This window comes from Salinilacihabitans rarus (genome assembly GCF_024296665.1).
Lineage (GTDB): Archaea > Halobacteriota > Halobacteria > Halobacteriales > Natrialbaceae > Salinilacihabitans > Salinilacihabitans rarus.
Map to the genome: position 1 here is coordinate 580,254 of NZ_CP100762.1, position 20,285 is coordinate 600,538.

A 20,285-nucleotide genomic window follows, 5' to 3' on the forward strand; every position below is an offset into this window, starting at 1 on the left:
GGCACGATCGGGTTCCTCGCCGCCTACCTCGCGGTCCTCGCCGGCGCCTACGTCGTGGGGGTGATCGTGTGATGGCCACTGACACCGACGCCGACAGCGATGCCGACCCTCGCCGGCGCTGGAACCCCGCGACCGACCCCGCGATCGACGAGGCGATCCGCGAGCGATACCGGGCCGTCGAGATGGCCATCGGGCACGTCAGCGACCACGTCTACCGCAAGTGGGCCCGCCGGGCGCCCGCCCACACCGAGTGCGACGTCGTCACAGCGTGGCACGACGGCGAGCCCGTCCACTACCCGAGCGCGGCCAACGGCGCCGTCGCGCGCTACCACCGCGAGAGCGATATGCTCGTCCTCGCGCGGATGGGCGCGCTCGTCTCGACCGTCCCGCTGGGCGACCGCCCGCGTGACGAACAGCAGTACGTCCGCAATCAGGTGACCTCCGAATGAGTACGAGCAATACGCCGTTTGATTCAATTCGCAACGACGACGACGTCCGTGCCGGCACTGAAGAGCTTGCAGAACGTGACGGGAAACTCGGCGCACTCGCCCGGATCACGCTCGCGATCGCGGACGGACAAGAACCGAACCCGGACGACTGCGAAGAAGCTGGCCTCGAGACGCTCCCGAAACTCGCGCGAGGTGAGGAGTGATGTCAGTTCGAACTCTCGAGTTCGTCAGCGAGGGTGACTGGGTCGTCGATCGCCTCGAGGACGGTTCGGACGGCCTGACGTTCTTCGGCAGACAGCGGGTCGTCGCTATCGAGCGCCTCGTCAAGTGCGTCGTCGGACGCCGCGTCAGTCTCCTCGGCCAGCTGCTCGATGTCGGGGCCAAAGAGTTCGTCACAGGACGGGCACCGACGCCAGTGATCTTTGAGGAGTTCGCCACACGTCGGACAGGCGTCGGGAGTCATGGGGCTCTCGCGCTCGGGTTCGCGGTAGCCGACTGCAATCTCGGCCTTCTCGACGTACTCGTCGTTCGTTACGTGCGCGTAGACCGTCTCGAGGATCGTGCTGTCGGGTGCGACACCGAGCAACGACCGCAGCGTGTCGCTGTCGAGATCGTAGTCGCGCTTCATGACGGTCACGAAGTAGTGTCGGAAGTTGTGCGGATTCACCGGCTTATCGACGCCAGCCCGATCGGCGATGCGCTTCAGGTGTTGGCGGATCCCGGGATCGCTCCATGGCTCGTCGAGGTTCGTCCGGTGGTTCTTCGGATCGCCGACGAACAGCGGCGCGTCGGGGTCGTCCTTTCGAGGATGGTACTGCAGCCAGTCACGGACGTATTTCCGCGCGCCGAACATCGGTCGCTTCCGACCGCGATCGGCAGCGCCTTTCAGTCCGTCGACGTCGTCGTTGAGGTAGATCACGCCCTCTTGGACGTCGGCGTCCCGGATGCGAAGCGTCTGAAGTGCGGTGATGCGCTGACCGGTGAAGATGAGCAACTCGAGGAAGGCCCGGTCTCGCGGCGTCTCGCACGCCTCGCGAAGTGCGTCGACCTCATCGTGAGTGAACATATCCTGTTCGTCGTGGCGCGGCGGCGACCGCTCGCTGTAGACGTGGATATCGTCGGGGTCGACTCCGAGAGTATCGTGATAGCGGTAGAAGGTCCGTGCGGCGGACTGGTAGCGGGCGAGCGTCGTCTTCGAGAGGCCACGGTCGTCGTGCTGGCCATCGATGAACGCGTTGAACTCCTCGGCCGAACACTTGAGGAGATCACAGCCGCGCTCGACGCACAGCCGGAGGCTCTGCAGGTAGGCCTCGATCGACCGCGGAGCGTAGGTCTTCTCGCTCCCGTCGGCGTCGAAGTATTTTCGGCGCGTCGTCTCGCCATCGAGCGCGTCAGCCCACTCAAGGAGCGCGTCGCGAACATCTCGCGAGAGTTCGCCGACGTCAGCGAGTTCGTCGATCGTGTTCTTCTCGCGGTTGAGTCGGTCGCGCGGCGTCGTAGCCATGAACTATCTGGACAGTCAGGTTCTGACACAATAATGTTTGGCGTGTCTGCAACACGGCGAACGCGGTGTTCGTCGTCGCATGGTAACGGCGAAGAGAGCGTCCAGAACTGCCGAAAACGCGATATTTCTGTCTCGGGTGGAGGGATAGCGTATACTGCTACATCAAACTCAGGGGGTGTTCCGGCGTGACGGTGCCGGGGCTCACCCCGACCCAGCAGGTCCCGGCGTCTGCCGCGGCCGCGATCGATCTCGACACCCAGCCGGTGACCGCCCTCTGGGAGGAAGTCATCTCCTACGACGATGTTGCCGACACGTTCGTCCGCGCGCTGCGCGCGTTCGCCGCCGGCAAGACCGTCCCCGAACTCTACGCCGCGCTTGACGAGCGGGACGTCCCGCGACGGCTGTGGTCGTGGATCCGCGACGTCGGCCTCGGGAATCGTCGGTCGGCACTGTGGCTCACAGCGAAGCTCCTCCCGAACCTCGGTCAGGTCCACTCCTCGACGGCCGATCTCTTCGCAACGGCGCGGCTGTTCGAGTGCGTTAGCGAAACCGGAACCCCCACTCGGACGCTCGCGTTCATCGTCGACCGCGCGTTCGAGGACGCCGACCGGCGCAAGCGCGTCGACGTCTGCCGGCTCCTCTCGATCCTCGCGCGCGCGTTCGACGTCCGCCTCGTCGCGAGCGGCGTCACCGAGGCGTTCCTGCGAACTCAGCATCGCGAGGACCTCCCCGGCGTTAGCGAGTGGCGGGATGCACACCGTGACGTGGGGCCGCTGGCCGAGGTCGTCGACGCGGCGACGGCCCGCCTCGATCCCGACGGGCGCGACGTCCAGGTCCTCCGGGCGCTCGCCGACGAACCCAGCGAGACACTGGCCTACGGCCAACTCTATGGCCTGTTCCCGGCGATCGACGACTCGCGCGTCCGCCAGTGTGTCGGCCGGCTCGCCGACCTCGAACTCGTCGCGACGTTCGGACCTCGACAGGATCGGAAGGTCGAGCTCCTTGAGGCCGGCCGGCGCGTTCTCGAGACGTTCGACGCCAAAATCGGCCGACAGCGACGCCTCGATGAGAGCGTTAGCGAGACCGGAAAGTCCTCTCCCCAGTGCCGTGTAACCCCGCGCACGGGAGGGGAGGGAGAGGATGGCCCCCAACCGTACGAGGTCGGGTGGATGGGCCGGCCTGGCCACGCCGCGGCGGCAGCCTGCGGCCGCCCCGGCGGCGTGACGCTTGTACGCGGCCGCCTGCCAGACGGTGACGGCCGAACCCACGAGGTGAGCTATGACGCCGACCGCGACGAGGCCGTAGTGGCCGTGCGGGCCGCCGAGCCCCTGCCCTACGTGGTGAGCGTTGCAGTGGCGTTAGCGACGCCGTGGTTCCTCGACGCGGTTCTCCCGTCGCGGCGGCTCGAACAGGTTGTCGATCGGGAACCGCCGGCGATTCTTCGCGACGCTCGCTGTATCGGCGCGCTCTCGGACGAGGCCCTCGCCGATCCGACCGTCCTTCGCGACGAGCTCGTCGCGTGGGGCCAGCGCCTCCAGGACCTCACAGTCGACCTCCGAAACGGCGAGTACGACGACCGCGACGCCTTCCGGGCGGCAATCATGCGCTCGGCACACGGTCTGGCGGGGTCGATCGTTCACCTCCTGGACGTCGCTGGTGTCGACCTCGTCCGGGAGGTGCGCGTCCCGGCCGGCGTCGATCGCGACGACCTCGACGCCCTCGCAAAATCGATGGCGATTTCGGCGGCGATCCAGTCGCGGTACGCCGGCGTCCACAACGCCTACCGCCACCTGTTCGAGTCTCGTCCCGAGAAGCGGGCAGCGGCGTTCACGCCGGAGGTCGACGCCGCCGATCCCGTCGGCCGGCTCATCGGATCGTTCGTCGTCCGCGGCGAGGACGTCCACCGGCTTCGGCCGGCCCTCGAGGAGTGTCTGGCCAGGCCGCAGGAACTTCACGAGGACGCTCCGGAGTTCGTCGTCTCGGTCCCGATCACCGAGGTCGGCCGGGCGGCCCACGTGGCGGTCGCGAACCGCCTCCTCCTGCCGAAGCGGATCCGCCCGACCGACGCCAGCGTAACCCTCGTCCACGCACTCGTTCCGGATCCGTACGCCGCGGCGAGGGCGCTGCACCAACTCGGCGCCGAGGATCAGCCTCGCGACCTCCGGCTCGGCGAACTTCGCTACGCCCTCGGGACGCTCGACGCCGCCGACCTCCTGCCGGACCTCCCACCGACGGTCGGGAAAGTGGTGTCGGCCCTCCTCGTGGCCGAGGCGCCGCTCACTCAGCGCGCCCTCGCCGACGCCGCCGGCGTCTCGACGCGGTCGGTCCGCACCCACCGTCACCGTCTCACGTCGCTGGGACTCGTCGAGGCGACCGGCGCCGGCCTTCGCCTTGCCCTGCCGTTCGCCGACGAGCGCGGCGACGACGTCCGCCCGGCGCTCCTCAAGGGCGCCCTGCTCGTCGACGCCGTCGATGCGCTGCTCGTCGCTACCCTCTCACCAGAACGGTATGCCGATCCCGACGACCCGCTCGGTGGGGTACTGTTCGACCTTCCCGGCGATCCGGCGGACCCATGGCGACTCGTCGACGACGCCGATCTCGGCTCGTGGGTCGCCCTCGCAGGTCGGCTCACCGCGATGGATCGCCCCGACGCCGAGACGGCCATCGCGATGGGCCCGGCGATCGAGCAGGCGCCGCTGCCTACCGTCGGCGACGAGGAGGTGATCTCGGCGTGAGCGCCACCCGCCGCGCTCAGCAGTCGGACCGCCCACGCTACCCCGACGTCGAGGCGGCGGTCGGCGAGGACCCGGCACGGTTTCTCGCCTGTTCCGAACACTACCTCCCGCTGGCACGCATCCGGGGGATCCAGGACAAGGGCCTGCTCTCGGCGTACCGGGCGGTCGAGATCCGCGAGTTCGGCGGCCGGGAGATCGTTCTCGAGGCGATCGAGGAACGCGAGCGCGAACTCGACGCGGAGGGGTCGCGATGACGTACGACTACTCGCGGCTGGTCAGCGACGAGGAGTTCGTCGACACGGTCGCCGACCTCTACGCCGCGGGCGAGCGCCTGCCGGGTGACGGCGGCGTCCCGATCGACGCCGTCGCGGACACTCTCGGCGTCTCGAAGGACACGGCCTCACGACACCTCAAGCGCCTCGCCGACGCCGGCGAGGTCGACCGAGTGCTGGGCCTCGGCCCGAAGGGCCCGCAACCGAGTTACGCCCCCGTGGAGGTGGACGATGCAGGGTGAGACGATCGGGGAGACGGACGCAGAGCGACGCAAACGCTCGAAGGAAGTCTACGAGGCCGTTATTCGCGCAGTCGACTTCAACTCCGGGCGGATGCAACCACCGCTCGCTTCGCAGCCGTCGGTGATCGGAACCCTCTATCGCGGGCGCTACGGACTCGATGAGGTCCATCGAGCGATCACCGCCGCTCGTGCGAACGGCGACCTCGTCCGGGTCCGCGACGCCGAAGGGCGGGTCCGCCTCGGGATCGACGACCGGTGGAGACTGCGCGAGAAGATCGATAGCTATCGCAGAACCGTCGACGGCCCGCGGCGGGACCTGATCGGGCTGGCGAACCGGCGCGTCCAGCAGCTCCGCGAGCGAGGTGAGGATGATGCGTAGGGGGAGGCTGACTGGAAGGGGAATAGGTGGTGATGTGATGATGGTGTTCGTGACGGCGTCAGGCTCTCCCCCCACGATGGCCCCGAATGGGGCCAACTTAGCGTGGGAAACCTACCTCTGTGGTGCCCCCGGCGACACTTGCAAGCAGTTAAACACAGAGCGGGATTCGGCCCGGTCGCTACCACTCACGCAGGAGATTACATTATGTACAATCTCCACCCGAAACGAAGGGGGTGGGGTCGGTGGCTAAGTACTCGATCCCGGACGGCCACTGGGACGACGACGACGAAGACGACGCCGCGGCCGTCGAGCCGCCGGTCCGGCTGTACTCGCACGTCGTCTGGATCGACGACGACCGCGACGCCCACGGCTACGAGTACGGCCTCGAGTGGGCGTTCGCGATCGAGGACGGCACTGTCACTGGCGTCTCCTGCGGGCACTACCTTGAGGGCCGGACGCAGGCCGACCTGATGGCCGTCACGTGGGCCGACGTCCCCGAGTACGTCAAACTGGTCCTCGAGCGCGAGCTCAACGTCGACGATGTCGATGACCACCTGGATCTCCCGGCGTTCCGGCGGGGTGATCGCGATGCCTGAGCAACTTCCACCAGAGATTGTCGACGACACGCCGGCGACGCGGCTCGTCTATCTCGTCCTCGAGGACACAGTTCTGAACCAGACGATGCTTGCCGAACGAACTGGGCTCTCGACACGCCGTGCTCGGGAGGCAGCGAACAATCTCGTCGACCGCGAGCTGCTGATTTCCTACCGAGATCCGACGGACCAGCGCCGCCGCGTCTACTATCGACCGGACTGTTTCGCCAGCGTCGTAGCCGCACACCGATCGTATACGAAGCTTCGGTAGCGTTCAGAATACCGTCGAGAGGCTCTCGAAGAATCCGAGGGTGACGAGAAGCCGGCCGAGGCTTCCGAGAAACGTCGCGATCGCGAATCTCGCGTAATTCCGTTCGAGAACGGCAAACGCGTAGATCGAGACCGTATCGGGGAAAAACGGAACGGAGAGGGCCAGTGCGAGTCCGCCGTATCCGTACCGCTGTGCGAGTTGAACGGATCGTTTTTCGGACCACTCCATGATGCCCCATCTCGACTCTCGTAACCAGCGCGTGATTGGTCCAGACCGTTTGACCTCCTGACCGATGTGGAACGCGAACATGCTTCCGGCCGCCTTTCCGGTCGCACACCCAGCTCATTCTTCACGAGCTCGGTGAGTACCTCGGGTACTCGCCACCGCTGCTGTTGAAGCGGCTAATCGAAGACGCACAGAAGATCCACCAGCAGCGACCGATACTGTAAGCGACACTCGCTACCGCTACGCAACCGGGTGTGAGTCTTAGCTAAAGACGGATGTCAATCCGCCCATATGGATTGATATATTATTTAGAAGTGTTAGCATCAATCACCCATACTTTTATGCTGATGGAAATAGCCTTTGGTTATGTGGTCGACGAAAGCAACTCCAACCTGAACCGACGGACCATACTTCAATTAAGCGGCGCCGGCCTCACCACCTTCGCAGGCCTCTCCGCCGTCGACACTACCGCAGCAACCGGCTTCGAAAACCGAGCCGGATCATACAGAGTCGACGAACAACAACAAAACATTCCAAACGTCGTCCCCGACTCCAAAGTCGGATTCGCAAAAGGCGGCCTGAACAAACCAGTCACACAAAACACCATCGACGCCCTCTACACCAAGATCATCGCGACCAATACCGACACGAATAATCTCGCCCTCCCCCGCCCAGCAACCTACGAAGGCGGGCCCCAAGAGCAAGAGAACAAGGTCCTCGGCGTGGTTGTCTCGATGGAACAAGGCGAACCCTACATTTCGGCTGAGAAGATCCCCGGCGATCTCACGCCTGCCAACGACCAAATAAAGAAAGGAATCGAAGCAGACATTCACAAAATCGTCGACAAGAAAGCAGCTGCAGCCGCACAAAACGACACCGACAGCGGCAACGGAGGTGACTAACCATGGGTGACGTCGTTCGCTACGACGACAACGTCCACGTCTATCAGAACAACTCCGACTGTGGCTCGAAAGTCGGCGAATTCCGGCTAGCCAGCCGCTTGGAACGATACGACTACATTGACGAATACAGTGGCGCCCAACGGTCAGAGTGGGCCATGTCACAGAAGGGCTTTATCTGGCCGCTCGCCGCAAATCCAGACGAATTCAACTACTGTTATGACTGCTTCGGCGACCAGTACCAGTGCTGGAAGACCGACGAGGCAGAACTGACTCAGAACTGGAACCGCAGCGAGCTGGACGACCTCGGCATCTACGAATACGCCCCCTCGTACCAAGACGAACAGGAAACCTCGATCAATACGTCGATCTCCGCTTCGGCGCCGAAATCTGTCGGCGTGTCCGTCTCGATTGATACGCCAAAGCTCAGAATTCAATCGGAGTTGATCGACAAGAAGCTCAAAAGCACCTACGGCTTCTGGAACATCTGGGGCGAGCTCGATGCCGCCGATGAAGACGTCCAGCTCGGAACCGTGATGGCCTGGGACTCGAAGGCGCCGGATAGCGGGGACAAGGTCGCGCCGACCTACATGTATACCCAGTTCATCGGTCCGGACTTCTACTGTCACGAACTCAACGGGTGTGCCACCGACTTCCGAGAGGAAGTCTACCCGAGTTCATCGACCTTCAACTTCTTCTACGAGTACAACATCGACGACCTCTGAGTCACTGCAGACCAGCATCTCACACTCCATAACTACCAACGACTGCCAAATTTTTTTGATCGGCTGACGACGGTGTATTTAATAACCATAAACAATTGACACCATATATCTCTTGTGTCTGGCTTACGTCTATTCCCTCTATTGAACGTTCAGAGTATCCTGTCGAGGTGGTGAGTGAGACAACCGATAACGAGTTCACGGAACTGCTTCGACCAGTGTCGTGAGCGGATGAACACTATCTTCACGGCTAACGCGCGAATCTCCTGGTCGTCGTATCCTTTGTTGCCGAGGAGAATCGCTACTTCACTGGTATTTCGCTTGATGAGCGACGGCGCGATCTTCGAGTCGTGTTTTCTAATCGTCGTCACGTGAAGATCGAGGACGGCATTCGCTCTCGTATCCACGAAAAGTGTGACGTTCAACTGCTGAAGCGTCAACTTCGTTCGCTTTGTGTAGTGGTTCGAGGCGTGACTACGGTTAAAGCCGGAGGCATCGATACCGACGACACCGTTAGTCGAGAGGAGTGTGACCGAGAGGTTGAGCAGGACGCGCCAAACAGCCATGTCAAGGCGGTTGAACGCCTTACACAACGTCGAAGGGGACGGGAGTTCCTCAAGATCGAGGGCACTCCGAATCGGGGGCATCTCGATAAGTTTGTTAAGAAGTGTCCGATACGTCGTGTTCTTCCGAACTTTGAGGCAGAGCAAGACGATGTGCTGGTGGAGCATGTAGCGCCGTTTCGAGAACGTCGAGGAATACCGTGCAACAGCTCGGCGAGCCAAGTGAAATGCCCGCTCAACGACCCGTAGTAGTTGCGACTTTGGAAGGGCTTACATCCAGCCACACTACTGGTTGAACCTGTAACTCTCCGAGGATTTCAACAGAGCCAAATGAGTGTGTTATCGCCATCCCGTATGATTATAACCGCCAGAAGGGCATCAAACAACCGGACGTCTGTTACTGATTGTTGGCTTTTTAAGCCGACATCTCGCCTTACGTGAGTGTAGCGACAGTGTCGAGACGGTCCCGGATCGAGGCCGCGATGACGTCCGGGCCCGGCCGACAGCCGAGAGTTTCTCCCCACTGCATCATGTCGACGACAGCACACACCATCGACGAGGTTCAGGCCCGCGACGAGCCGGCGAACGTCTTCGAGCGGTACGTCTTCGAGGATCCATCCTGCTGTAGCAGTTGCTTCCGACGGATCAAGAGCGACCACCGCCGCATCGCGTGGGGGACGGCGGGGCAGGACAAGGAGGACCACGACCCGATCCCGGGGTACCTCCGCGACGAGGACGACGACCGCGAGGCCTATGGTGCGATCGCCTCCTATCCGACGCGGACCGTGTGCGATGCCTGCGGGTCGATCGCCGGCCAGGCGCCGGACGAGACGCTCTCGCGACGCGAGGCGATCCAGCGGACCGACGCCCTCGCGGATCGTCTCCTCGAGCTGGGTGAGCCGATCGGCGAGACCGAGCGCGACGAGCTCAAGCGCTCGGTCGGCATCCTCAAATCGAAACCGGAGATCCGCGGGTACGACCGCGAGATCTTCTCGCGGGCGACGAAGGTGATCGTCCGCCGGGCTCGCACCCGTCACTGGTGAGCCGACCATGTCGACCCAGCTACCCCCGCCGGGCCAGCGGGTCACCGTCGAGTTCGGGCCTCGGACGGTCGAGGGCGTCGTCGACGACGTCCGCTGGCGGCCGTCGTTCAACGCCTCCGATGAGCAGATCGTCGTCGACGCCGGCGCCGCGACGATCACCGCCGACCCCGGAGACGTCCGCCCCCGATGACGCCCGACGTCGTCCCTGTTCACGTCGGGCCGAGGGCATCTGCATCGCTTCGGGACGGATTCCACGGCCGACTGCACATAGGTGGCGTTCTCCGATCGAGACCGAGACCGAGTCAGCATCCCGTTGACACACGGCCCCGTCCCGACCGCGCCGGAGTCTGGCCGGAAAGGCCTCCCGCACGGGACCCGGCGCACCCACACCGCTCTCTGTTTCCATACATGACCGACGATTCAGACCCGCCGACCATCCTCTCGAGACTCGTCCGCTTCGTCCGTGAGGCCGGCGCGCCGAGCGAGGACGACACCGACCGCGACGGCTTCCTGAGCTACCACGCCGAGAGCCACGCCGCCGGTGTCGGCCTCGGCGTCGGAATCGCCGCGTCGGCCACCGGCGACCTACAGTACGCCGGGGCTATCCTCGCGATGGCCTTCGGGCTCAACCGTGGGCCGACACTCTCGAACGCGAAGATCACCGAGGACGTCCGCCAGGAGCCCCACTACGCGCTCGGCGGCCTCGGTCTCGGGCTCCTCCTCGGTTCGGTCCTCGGTTCTACCGTCTCACTGTGAACGTTGACCGATGCCATGTCTGTTCCACCCAACACACGCACGCCGCTGGACCGCGCGAAGATCGAACTCGTCTGTTTGGGGAGAGCACTGATGCCCGACGACGACTCACTCGACCGAACCCTCGCGACGCTCACGCTGTTCGCGGTCTGGGCCGGGATCGTCCTCGGGCCGATGTTCACTCATGCCGACCCTCCGCCGTACGAGATCGTCGTCGGCGTCACCTCGATCGTCTTCCTCATCCTCGGGCGGATGTGGGGCCTCGAGGTCGAGCGCATCCTCGACGGCATCACGATCTCCGCCGGCAACCGCTCGGAGGACGACGACTGATGTGGGCCTGCTCGTCCGGCGCCGCGCCCGACTGCGTCGGGTCGGACCTCTACGACCCGCCAGCCAGAACTCTCCAGGGGGAGCCGCTCTGTCTCGCCTGCGCCCGCGCCCTCGGATGCATCAGCCCACACGATTCGGAACGAGAAGACGAGAGTGACCGAGACGACTTCTCGGCGCGCGACGACGCGCCGTACGGTCTCACCGACTGACCGTGCGCCCCACTTAAAGTATATACCACCCGTCGACGCTGCAGAACGGATTAGACGTCCTATGAGCACGAAACAACGCCGCGTCACTCTCGCCCTCAAGTGGCACTATCTGGATAACCTCTCGGTCGAGGAGATCCAGCAGCGCTTCGAGGACGAGGGAATCGGCTCTTACGCGCGGTCGACCATCCGCGGCTACCTCAACGAGGACCCAGCTGACGAGGTCCTCGAGATGATCGAGGAGGAACACGCAAACACGCGCCTCCAGATTGCCGAACGTGAAGAGCGGCTGTACCAGCGCGCTCGAGAGGCCGAATCGAGGGCGCTGACGGACGAGCCGATCCAGCGGGTCGTCCCACAGACGGACCGTGTCCCGGCCGATCGTGAATCGCCGATGACGTGGCAGGACTGGGAGTACGTCGACCCCGATGACGAGGACTGGCCGGAGTGGGCCGAGGAGCGCGACATCATCATCCGGTTCACAGACCAGAAGCGCCAGTTGATGCCCGGCGAGGAGTATCCGCTCCGCGCCGTCGACGGCTCGCCGAAGTACACGACTGAGTTCGTCGGCCTCGAGCGCGACGTCGACGACCTCAAGGGACAGTCGATGGCCCGTCGGGAACAGTCCCAGCACCTCCAGGCGAAGGGCGACGTCCTCGGTGTCTACAAGGACCGCGTCGAGATCGACGGCGCGATCGAGACAGAGTCGACCGTCGGCCTCGACGAGGAGACGAAGGAGATCGCGCGAGAGGTACTCCGGGAGCGCTACACGGAGGGTGACGATGGCGACGAGTGAGTCCGTCGACCCCGACGTCGTCCTCGGGACGTTCGAGGACCCGCATGCACTACGCGAGGTCCTCAACCCGTTCGACGGCTGCCCGTGGGACGTCTACTACAACCGCCTCACTGAGGGGTACATGGCGGCCGAGCGGGATCCACACGTCCCGATCGGCGACGTCCACACGCACTGGGCCAAGACGTTCGAGTCCGACCAGAACATCGGCATCCTCGCCCACCGTGACGCGCTGAAGACGACGTTCACGCTGGGCTATCTGATTGCCTGCCTCGAGTACATCGACGGCTTCCGCGCCCACTGGATCACGAACACCCAGGGGCAGGCCCACAAGAAGGCCGACACCGAGTTCTGGAAGATGGTCGAACGCAACCCGTGGCTCACCACTCTCAACAGCGACCCCGTCCAGGACACGAAGGAAGCCAAGGAGTTTCAGAACGGGGCGATGCTGTACGCCGGCTGGCTCTTCGGCGCGATCGAGGGCGACCGCTCGCACTTGCTCGTCCTCGACGACGTCATCAAGGAGCACGGCGACGGCGAGACGCAGAACATCCTCCAGTGGATCGAGGGCGTCACCGTCCCGATGGTCAAAGACTCAGGGAAGACGGCCGTCGTCGGCACTCGAAAGCGCCCGGACGACATCTACTCGCACCTGATCGATCGCGACGCCTACGACTTCACGGAGTACCCGGCGATCCTCGAGGTCTGGGACCAGGAGTTCCGTGAGGACGACACCTGGCGCGAGCGCCGGCCACCGGAAGCTCTCTACACCGAGGTCGAGGATCCGTGGCACGAGGGCGAGACGATCCACGTCCTCTGGCCGGAGGCACGGGGCCCGCAGTACCTCGCGGAGAAACACGAGCAGATGAGCTCGCACCTGTTCTACCGCGAGTTCTGCATGGTCATCCGGGGGGCATCGGGTAACCTCGTCGACGAGGCGGACGTCAACCGACTCGCCGAGGACGGCGGCTGTTCGATCCGCGGACAGACGCCCCCGCGGCAGCTGACGCCCGGTGCTGGCGAGGCGACGATCGTCTCGCTCGATCCAGCGCAGAGCCCCACTGGCGATAACATCGCGTTCGAGGCGTGGCACGTCGGTCGCGACGGCCGGCGGACGCTCCTTGATGCGATCGCCGAGAAGGGGATGCCGCCGTCGCAGGTCAAGGCGACGCTGACCGACTTGGATGAGCGCTACGACCCGGCAGTGATCGTGATCGAGTCGAACGGTATCCAGCAGTACATCGCGAACGACGCGATCGAGTTCTCGCCGTCGCTGATGGCGAAGGTTACCGGCATCCCGACGACGGGGAAGAAGCACTCGTGGGAGAACGGCATCCCGCGGCTACGGACGCTCGTCGAGAACGGCGGCCTGCAGCTCTACCGCGGCCACCCGGGGACCGAGGACTTCATCACGGCGATGCTCTCGCTCGAACTTACCGACGGGAAGCTCAAGGGCCATACACCGGACCTGATCGCGGCGTGGTACATGGCCGAACAGGGGCTCCGGCGGCTCGAAAACATCGTCGGCGACGACGCTGGCGACGAAGCTGACGAGCCCGACACGGGCGTCTCTGGCATCTAACGCAGACCTGATCTGATCCATGAGCACAGACGACGACACGCCTACGACCACGACCACAACGGACGACGGCCCGGCCGGCCACGTCGGCAAGGGAGCCTACTCGGAGATCACGCGGTCGATCACCGAGAAGGCCGAAGAAACACAGCAACTCGAAGAGCGTGCCAAGGGCAAGATCCGCGGTGGGGCGGTCCTGCCGCCGTTCGACCCGGCGAAGCTGGCGAAGCTCCTCGAGGTGAACACCACCCACGCGAAGTGTGTCTACTCGAAGGCGCGCAACGTCGCCGGCTACGGCCTCGAGATCGTTCCGCACCCGGACATCGAAGACCCGGACGAGACGCAGCGCGAGGTAGCGGAAAACTTCTGGTTCGGCGCGGACTCGACGTGGCAGGTCGGCCCGGTCTCTTCGGAGCGATCGACGCCGGCAGACGTCCTCGAGATGGGCTGGATCGACTACGAGGGCATCGGCTGGCTCTCGCTCGAAGTGCTGACGACGATGGACGGTACGCCGATCGGGCTGGCGTACGTCCCGGCGATGACGGTCCGCCGGCGCAAGGACGAACCCGGCTACGCCCAGCTTCGCGAGGGGCGGATTACCTACTACGGCGCGTTCGGCGATCGGTATCGCGGGCTCGAACCGACGATCGCCGACGGGGCCGGTGACGAACCGCCGACGGTCACCTACGAGACCGACGGGGATGCCGACGAGGCGCCGCAGTTCGTCGACGCCGAAAGCGGTGACTCAGGGCCCGACATCAACTCACAGAACCAAGCGAATGAACTGATCTTCAAGCGCAATCACTCGCCGCTGTACACCTACTATGGCGCGCCAGACATCATTCCGGGCCTTCCGACGATCGAGGCCGACGACGCCGCGCGCGACTTCAACATCGACTTCTTCGAGAACAACGCCGTTCCGCGGCTGGCGATCATCGTCGAGGGCGGCGAACTCACGCAGGGCGCCCGGCAGGACATCCACGACCTCCTACACGGGATGAAAGACCAGGACCACCGGACGGTGATCCTTGAGGTCGAGAAGCTGCTCGAGACGACCGACGGGATCACGATGGACGACGACGCGGACGACCTCGCGATCCGCGTCGAGCCACTGACCGTTGGCATCAACGAGGACGCCAGCTTTCAGGATTTCCGCGATCGCAACGAGCATGAGATCCTCAAGACACACGAGGTTCCGCCGATCGAGGCGGGCCAGATCAAAAGCGGGGCGTTCTCGACGGATGCGCAGGCCCAGCGGAAGGGCTACATCGAGACGGTCATCCGACCCAAGCAGGAGGCGTACGCCCAGCTACTCTACGAGACGGTCCACGCGGCGCTGGGCGTCACCGACTACACGATCCGGTTCAAGACGCGCGGCGTCGACACACGGCTGATCGACGCCGACTACGCCTCGAAGCTGATCCAGTCGTCGCAGGGTGCGATCACAGTCAACGAGGCCCGCGAGGTCATCGCGAACATCACCGGCGAGGACCTCGGCCAACTCGAAGACGACCGCGGCAACCAGTTGCTCGCGGCTCTTGACAGGCGCGGCGGCAACGGCGACGGTGGCGGCGCCGAGGAGGCCGAGCGACCGGACGCGGCGCCGCCGCCGCGGATGAAGATCGGCGAGAACCCGGCGATCGACGTCTCGAAGGACATCGACATGGTGCAGTTCGACTCGTCGAACCTGCGGGCCGGGCTGTACGACTACGACACCCGCGACCTGTACATCCGGTTCATCGGCGACCCGCAGGACCGCATCTACGTCTATCGGTTCGTCGAGCCGGAGACGTGGGAGGCGCTCAAAAACGCTTCGAGCCACGGTAGCTACCACTATCACAATATCCGGATGGCCTACCCGTACGAGGAGCTGACGGCGTCGGATTGGCCCCAGCAGGGCCGGGCGGCACCCGATCGGAATGACGCCGTCCGAGCCTTCCTGGAGGCGTAATCTGATGCCCCACACCGACCCCGTGTTCTGCGGCCGCTGTAAGTCACAGCTCGACCTCGATCGCGAGAACTGCCCCAACTGCGGGGCGTGGGTCGAGGCGGTGACCGACGCGGTCTGATCGTCGCCGATCACCAATCGCCGACCGACCGCAGCAGGGCGATACCGATGACCGCCGGGACGCACCCGACCCGGTGCGAGGGCCCGATCGGGACTGGAGTTCTCAGACATGAAAAACAGCGACAAAGAGCGCGGCGCCAAGCGCGGTCTTCTCGGGACCGATCGAGCCCAGAAGCTCGAGAAGACCGCCGACGCCGCCACCGACGACGAGGAGGAGTAGCACCATGCCGGTACAGAAGGGCGAAACGTTCGAGAAACGCGTCGAGTTCAAGGCCACCGACGACGAGCGGCGCGTCGCGACCGGCGGCGTCCTCGTGCCGTCGAAGGTCGACCTCCAGGGTGACTGGCTGACGTCGGAGCAGATCCGCGAGCTGGCGGACGACTTCATGGCCCGCCTCCAGGCGGCCGACGACGACGACGTCGATTCGGTCCCAGGCGTGATGCACGCGGTCTTTCCGCCCGAGCACGTCACGCTCGTCGAGAACCGCGTCCTTGAGGAAGCCGAGACGATCGGCGGCAAGGAGTTCCCCGCCGGCTCGTGGATCCAGTCGTGGCGCTTCGACGACGACGAACTCTGGAGTCTCGTCGCCGACGGCATCCTCTCGGGGTACTCGATCGGCGCGATCGACGTCAAGTGGGAAGGCCCATACGACCAGTCCGAACTGCCCGAGGGCATCACTGTCGCCGACGGCTACCCGGACGACGAGCCGGCGTGGCAGATCGTCGCGGCGACGATCGCCGAAGTGTCGAGTGTCGACATCCCGGCGGTCCCCGACGCCGTCATGGCCTCGGTGAAAGCCGCCGGCGTCCAGACCTACAGCCGCGAGAAGAACGTCCTCGACCGCGTCGGCGGGAAAGACGAGTTCCTCGAGGTGATGGCCGACCGCGGCCACGACGAGGAGGCGGCCACGCGGATGTGGAGCTACCTCCAGCGAGCCGCCGAGGAAGGCGCCGATCAGCACCCAGCTGACAAAGCGTCCGATGGCGTCCTCCGTCGGATGGGCCGGGCGGCGCTCAACGCCTTTTCTTCCGGCGGGCCCGACGCCGAGTCGGCCCCGCAGGCCGCTGCGAAGTCGACCGATGACGGCGCTCCCTCGCCAGAGGCGACCGCAGCGAAAGAGGGACGGACGCTCTCGCGGGCGAACCGCAACGCGCTGTTCGCGACGATCGACGCCTCGCTGGACGTCCTCCAGGACGCCGGCGTCGATCACGGCATGACGCGGTTCACCGATCGCGAGGAGATCGACTGGACGCTCGACGACCACACCGCCCGCGAGTGGGCGACACCCGACGACGACGAGGACGCGGACGGCGAGGACGACGAGGAGACGGCGCCAGTCGACCCGAGTTTCGAATCCGCTACCGGCGGCGAGACGCCGGACGACACGACCATGAGCGCAGACGACACCGACACCGACACCCCCGACGACACGTTCGCCGACGCCCCGGAGTGGGCGAAGGCGATCCACGACCAGACCCAGGAGAACAGCAAGCGAATCGAGGAACTCGTCGACGACGGCGACGAGCCCGAGAAGGACGCCGACGAGCCCGACGACCCGGAGAAGAGCACCGACGCCAACGAGGACGTCGACGAGGGGCCCCCGGAGTGGGCGAAGGCGATCCAGGAACAGACCGAGAAGAACGCCGATCGGATCGAGAGTCTGGCGAAGGCCTCGGGCCAGAGCCAGCAGCTCGACGAGCCGGCGCAGACCACGGAATCGACCGACACCAACCGCAAGTTCTCGTCCGCGTGGGACCAGACGTTCGGCATCGGCGCGGCCGAGGGAGGTGACTGATCATGACGCAGGCACAGCGATCGCTCGACAAGGTAACGACTGGTGACTTCAGCGCGGGCGGCCTCCTCAACCGCCAGCAGTTCGAAGAGTTCTTCCGCGAGGTGCAGGCGCAGGCGCAGATCCTCGGGCAGGTCCGGTTCGAGCCGGTCGACGCCCCGAAGGGCCAGATCGACAAGATCGGCGTCGGCCAGCGCCTCCTGCGCTCGGCGACCGAGGCCACCGAGGGCAGCCTGAACACGCCAAACACGGGCAAGGTCGACTACGACACCGAGAAGGTCGAACTCCCGTGGGAAGTCTCGATGGAGACCGTCGAAGACACCATCGAGGGTGAAGGTACTGCTGACACGCTGGTCGAGCTCTTTGCGAACCAGATGTCGGCCGATCTCGAGGACCTCGGCGGAAACGGTGACACGAGCGCCAGCGGCGTCACCGACGAGAACTTCATCACCATCGTCGACGGGTGGCTCACCTACGCCGAGACCGACACCGACACGAACACCTACGACCACCAGAGCGCTGCGATCGACAAGAGCCTCTTCAAGGAACTGAAGATGTCGCTCGACCCGCGCTACCGGCGGGATGCGAGCAACCTCCGCTGGCTCATGTCCGAGGACCAGAAGGAGGAGTTCAAGGATTACCTCACCGACCGCTCGACGTCGGCTGGTGACGCGATGCTGATGACCGGCCAGGAGCCGACGCCGCTGGGCATCCCGATCGAGACGCCAGTCAACTGGCCCGACGACACGATCATGCTGACGCCGCTGGAGAACCTCGTCTGGATCGTCCAGCGGGACGTCAACATGCGCTTCACCGACGAGGGCGAGGCGGTCGTCCGCCGCGACCTGTACGGCATCTACAACCTGCTCGCGCGGATCGACTACGTCATCGAGGATACCAAGGGCGTCGGCCTCGCACAGAACGTCGCGTCGCCGACCGCGTAGAGGTGATCTGACATGGGGATCACCTACACCGAAACCGACCACCGCTGGACCGGCGGCATCCAGCGCGAGAAAACCGTCGAGGCGGCGTTCGACTCCTCGTACACCGCCGGCGGCGAGCCGCTCACGCCCACCGACGTCGGCCTCGGTTCGATCGAGAACGTGACGATCGAGTCGGGCACCACCGACTCGGGGTACGTCGTCCAGTGGGACGACGCCACCGAGGCGCTCGTCGTTCGCGAAGAGTCCGACGCCGGCGGCGGCCTCACCGAGGTTGCTGATGCGACCGACCTGTCGGGCGAGAGCGTCCGCCTCGCCGTTCGGGGGCGATCCTGATGGTCCGCGTTCGCCTTCTCGACGACGGGCCGGCACAGTACCGTAACCGCTCGGGCGTCTCCGCCGACGAGGACGATCCCGTCGTCGACGTCGACGACGAGCAGGCGGCGTACCTCGTCGACGAGACGGGCTACTTCGAGTTCGTCGACCCCGATCCGCGCCTCGAGGCGGCCGCCGATGCCGACGCCAGTGATGACGCCGCCGGCGACGACGGAGGTGACGACCCGCCCGACGAGGGGAAACCCGCGGGTCTCGACCCGAGCGGGTACACCCTCGAGGAACTCGAGGTCGAACTCGCAACGGGCGACTACGACGATCGCCTCGACGCGATCGAGGCGGCCGAGCGGGCCGAGAAGGATCGCGACGGCGCGTACGCCCTCATCGACGCACGCCGGGAGGAGTAAGCCATGGCCGACGTCGGCTACTGCACCGTCGAGGACCTCCGGCGAGCGCTGCGCGCGGCCGACCTTCCAGGCGACGCCGCGCAGGACCGCGAGATCGCGATCGACGCGATCACCGCCCAGACCGAGTGGCTTCAGGAGGAGACGAACCGCCACTGGTACGAGCCGACCGGCCTCGACGAGGACACCGACGGCTTGATCCCGACGGCGCCGCTGGTCCACGAATCCGACGAGCAGGATATCTCGACGGGGACGATCATGTTCGCCGACGAGGAGATCACGCCCTCGACGCGGATCGGCTCCTACACGCCGGTCTCGCTCTTCCGGCGAGACGTCACCCAGCTGACCGAGTTGCTGGTGCTGAACAACGCGGGCGGCTTCGACGACTGGGTTGCCTCAAGCGATCACACGGAGGGCCGCGGCGAGGACTACTTCCTCCAGGTCGACGACGCCGACGGCTGGACAACGCTCTACCTCGACACGGAGTCGCTCGACGATGAAGACGTCACGGACTACCGCAACGCGGTGGTTGCGACTTACGAATACGGCATCGAGGGGACCACGAAGACGGTCCGGCGCGCCGTCGCGATGAAGGCAGCCGCGCAGCTGCTCACCGACGACGAGACCGCCCTCGGCATCCCGGACAACGGCAACCTCGTGCCAGCGGAGTCGAAACTTAAGGCACTCGAACGACAGGCCGAAGAACTCCTCGGCATCCACGAGGACAGCCGATGAGCCTCGACCTCGAACGCGGCTTCGAGGCGAAGCTCCGCGAGGCCGTCCTCGACGACATCGAGCAGCGCCTCCGCGAGGACCTCGGGCCGGCACTCGAGGAGACCGCCCGCGAGAACTGGGAGGCCTACGCCTCTCGGAACGGCTACGACATCGAGCACGTCTGGGAGGAGGCCGAGGGCCCGTTCGTCGGGCGCGACGGCGACGGCGTCACGCTCCGGATCGAGTGGCCGGGGCTGTCAGCGCTATTTGAGTTCGGAGTGGAGCCGCATACGATCGAAGGATCGCCCCTGCTCGCGTTCATCTGGGAAGACGCCCCGGCGGACGTCGTCGAGCAGCACGGCGAAGACCCGCTGATGGTCAGGCAAAAGGTCAACTGGGGGAGCGAGACGGGCGGCATCCCCGAGTCGCAGGCGATCCGTGACGCGCTCGAACAGTTCCGCCAGGAGGTGAGCTGAC

26 protein-coding genes and 1 pseudogene are annotated in these 20,285 nt (G+C 65.2%); 24 read left to right on the forward strand and 3 right to left on the reverse strand.

Going from position 1 to position 20,285, the window contains the following annotated elements:
- Positions 1-71: 71 nt before the first annotated feature.
- Positions 72-449 (forward strand): hypothetical protein, encoded by a 378-nt coding sequence (locus tag NKG98_RS03090; protein WP_254768281.1) that lies wholly within the window; start codon positions 72-74, stop codon positions 447-449.
- Positions 446-652 carry a hypothetical protein gene (locus NKG98_RS03095; RefSeq protein ID WP_254768282.1) on the forward strand — a complete coding sequence of 69 codons (207 nt, stop codon included), beginning with the start codon at positions 446-448 and terminating at the stop codon, positions 650-652. Before NKG98_RS03090 ends, NKG98_RS03095 begins: the two co-directional genes overlap by 4 nt.
- A 2-nt stretch (positions 653-654) precedes the next feature.
- Here the strand turns inward: NKG98_RS03095 and NKG98_RS03100 are convergent, their stop codons facing one another.
- Positions 655-1,953 (reverse strand): site-specific integrase, encoded by a 1,299-nt coding sequence (locus NKG98_RS03100; RefSeq protein WP_254768283.1) that lies wholly within the window; start codon positions 1,951-1,953, stop codon positions 655-657.
- A 185-nt stretch (positions 1,954-2,138) separates the two neighbouring features.
- On the opposite strand from NKG98_RS03100, the gene NKG98_RS03105 reads away from it, so the two are divergent.
- The 6 genes from NKG98_RS03105 (at position 2,139) to NKG98_RS03130 (ending at position 6,445) form a co-directional block, all read left to right on the forward strand.
- Positions 2,139-4,688, forward strand: coding sequence for a hypothetical protein (locus tag NKG98_RS03105; RefSeq protein WP_254768209.1), 2,550 nt, complete (start codon positions 2,139-2,141; stop codon positions 4,686-4,688).
- On the forward strand, positions 4,685-4,942 hold the full coding sequence (locus NKG98_RS03110; protein WP_254768210.1) for a DUF8129 domain-containing protein: 258 nt from the start codon (positions 4,685-4,687) through the stop codon (positions 4,940-4,942). The genes NKG98_RS03105 and NKG98_RS03110 overlap by 4 nt, the downstream gene beginning before the upstream one ends.
- Entirely contained in the window at positions 4,939-5,202 is a 264-nt protein-coding gene (locus NKG98_RS03115; RefSeq protein ID WP_254768211.1) for a transcriptional regulator, read from the forward strand. Before NKG98_RS03110 ends, NKG98_RS03115 begins: the two co-directional genes overlap by 4 nt.
- A complete protein-coding gene (locus tag NKG98_RS03120; RefSeq protein WP_254768212.1) occupies positions 5,192-5,581 on the forward strand; it encodes a hypothetical protein in 390 nt (129 codons plus the stop codon). Before NKG98_RS03115 ends, NKG98_RS03120 begins: the two co-directional genes overlap by 11 nt.
- A 242-nt stretch (positions 5,582-5,823) precedes the next feature.
- Positions 5,824-6,177: a hypothetical protein gene (locus NKG98_RS03125; RefSeq protein ID WP_254768213.1), complete on the forward strand. Its 354-nt coding sequence runs from the start codon at positions 5,824-5,826 to the stop codon at positions 6,175-6,177.
- A complete protein-coding gene (locus NKG98_RS03130) occupies positions 6,170-6,445 on the forward strand; it encodes a MarR family transcriptional regulator (protein ID WP_254768214.1) in 276 nt (91 codons plus the stop codon). The genes NKG98_RS03125 and NKG98_RS03130 overlap by 8 nt, the downstream gene beginning before the upstream one ends.
- Positions 6,446-6,448: 3 nt before the next feature.
- Here NKG98_RS03130 and NKG98_RS03135 read toward each other — a convergent pair.
- A pseudogene (locus tag NKG98_RS03135) lies at positions 6,449-6,778 on the reverse strand (VTT domain-containing protein); the annotation flags it as partial.
- 260 nt (positions 6,779-7,038) lie between these two features.
- Here NKG98_RS03135 and NKG98_RS03140 point away from each other — a divergent pair.
- Both NKG98_RS03140 and NKG98_RS03145 read left to right on the forward strand, forming a co-directional pair.
- Positions 7,039-7,572, forward strand: a complete 534-nt coding sequence (locus NKG98_RS03140) for a hypothetical protein (protein WP_254768215.1) — start codon at positions 7,039-7,041, stop codon at positions 7,570-7,572.
- A gap of 2 nt (positions 7,573-7,574) precedes the next feature.
- On the forward strand, positions 7,575-8,294 hold the full coding sequence (locus NKG98_RS03145; protein ID WP_254768216.1) for a hypothetical protein: 720 nt from the start codon (positions 7,575-7,577) through the stop codon (positions 8,292-8,294).
- Positions 8,295-8,443: 149 nt separating this feature from the next.
- On the opposite strand, the gene NKG98_RS03150 is transcribed toward NKG98_RS03145, so the two are convergent.
- Positions 8,444-9,076, reverse strand: coding sequence for an IS5/IS1182 family transposase (locus NKG98_RS03150; RefSeq protein ID WP_254768217.1), 633 nt, complete (start codon positions 9,074-9,076; stop codon positions 8,444-8,446).
- Between the two features lie 308 nt (positions 9,077-9,384).
- On the opposite strand from NKG98_RS03150, the gene NKG98_RS03155 reads away from it, so the two are divergent.
- From NKG98_RS03155 to NKG98_RS03220, 14 genes are all read left to right on the forward strand, one after another.
- Entirely contained in the window at positions 9,385-9,897 is a 513-nt protein-coding gene (locus NKG98_RS03155) for a hypothetical protein (RefSeq protein ID WP_254768218.1), read from the forward strand.
- Positions 9,898-9,904: 7 nt separating this feature from the next.
- Positions 9,905-10,087 (forward strand): hypothetical protein, encoded by a 183-nt coding sequence (locus tag NKG98_RS03160; protein WP_254768219.1) that lies wholly within the window; start codon positions 9,905-9,907, stop codon positions 10,085-10,087.
- A gap of 218 nt (positions 10,088-10,305) precedes the next feature.
- The gene (locus NKG98_RS03165) at positions 10,306-10,653 is read left to right on the forward strand and encodes a hypothetical protein (RefSeq protein WP_254768220.1); all 348 of its coding nucleotides are present in this window, start codon (positions 10,306-10,308) and stop codon (positions 10,651-10,653) included.
- A 90-nt stretch (positions 10,654-10,743) separates the two neighbouring features.
- A complete protein-coding gene (locus NKG98_RS03170) occupies positions 10,744-10,980 on the forward strand; it encodes a hypothetical protein (protein ID WP_254768221.1) in 237 nt (78 codons plus the stop codon).
- Positions 10,980-11,189, forward strand: coding sequence for a hypothetical protein (locus NKG98_RS03175; RefSeq protein WP_254768222.1), 210 nt, complete (start codon positions 10,980-10,982; stop codon positions 11,187-11,189). The genes NKG98_RS03170 and NKG98_RS03175 overlap by 1 nt, the downstream gene beginning before the upstream one ends.
- 61 nt (positions 11,190-11,250) lie before the next feature.
- Positions 11,251-11,982 (forward strand): hypothetical protein, encoded by a 732-nt coding sequence (locus tag NKG98_RS03180; RefSeq protein WP_254768223.1) that lies wholly within the window; start codon positions 11,251-11,253, stop codon positions 11,980-11,982.
- Positions 11,969-13,561: a phage terminase large subunit family protein gene (locus NKG98_RS03185; RefSeq protein WP_254768224.1), complete on the forward strand. Its 1,593-nt coding sequence runs from the start codon at positions 11,969-11,971 to the stop codon at positions 13,559-13,561. The genes NKG98_RS03180 and NKG98_RS03185 overlap by 14 nt, the downstream gene beginning before the upstream one ends.
- A gap of 19 nt (positions 13,562-13,580) precedes the next feature.
- The gene (locus tag NKG98_RS03190; RefSeq protein ID WP_254768225.1) at positions 13,581-15,506 is read left to right on the forward strand and encodes a phage portal protein; all 1,926 of its coding nucleotides are present in this window, start codon (positions 13,581-13,583) and stop codon (positions 15,504-15,506) included.
- A 341-nt stretch (positions 15,507-15,847) separates the two neighbouring features.
- Positions 15,848-17,419 carry an XkdF-like putative serine protease domain-containing protein gene (locus tag NKG98_RS03195; RefSeq protein ID WP_254768226.1) on the forward strand — a complete coding sequence of 524 codons (1,572 nt, stop codon included), beginning with the start codon at positions 15,848-15,850 and terminating at the stop codon, positions 17,417-17,419.
- 2 nt (positions 17,420-17,421) lie between these two features.
- A complete protein-coding gene (locus tag NKG98_RS03200) occupies positions 17,422-18,360 on the forward strand; it encodes a P2 family phage major capsid protein (RefSeq protein WP_254768227.1) in 939 nt (312 codons plus the stop codon).
- Positions 18,361-18,372: 12 nt separating this feature from the next.
- Entirely contained in the window at positions 18,373-18,693 is a 321-nt protein-coding gene (locus NKG98_RS03205) for a hypothetical protein (protein WP_254768228.1), read from the forward strand.
- Positions 18,693-19,097: a hypothetical protein gene (locus NKG98_RS03210; protein ID WP_254768229.1), complete on the forward strand. Its 405-nt coding sequence runs from the start codon at positions 18,693-18,695 to the stop codon at positions 19,095-19,097. The genes NKG98_RS03205 and NKG98_RS03210 overlap by 1 nt, the downstream gene beginning before the upstream one ends.
- A gap of 3 nt (positions 19,098-19,100) precedes the next feature.
- Positions 19,101-19,829, forward strand: coding sequence for a hypothetical protein (locus NKG98_RS03215; RefSeq protein ID WP_254768230.1), 729 nt, complete (start codon positions 19,101-19,103; stop codon positions 19,827-19,829).
- Positions 19,826-20,284: a hypothetical protein gene (locus tag NKG98_RS03220; RefSeq protein WP_254768231.1), complete on the forward strand. Its 459-nt coding sequence runs from the start codon at positions 19,826-19,828 to the stop codon at positions 20,282-20,284. Before NKG98_RS03215 ends, NKG98_RS03220 begins: the two co-directional genes overlap by 4 nt.
- The last annotated feature ends 1 nt before the right edge of the window (position 20,285 follow it).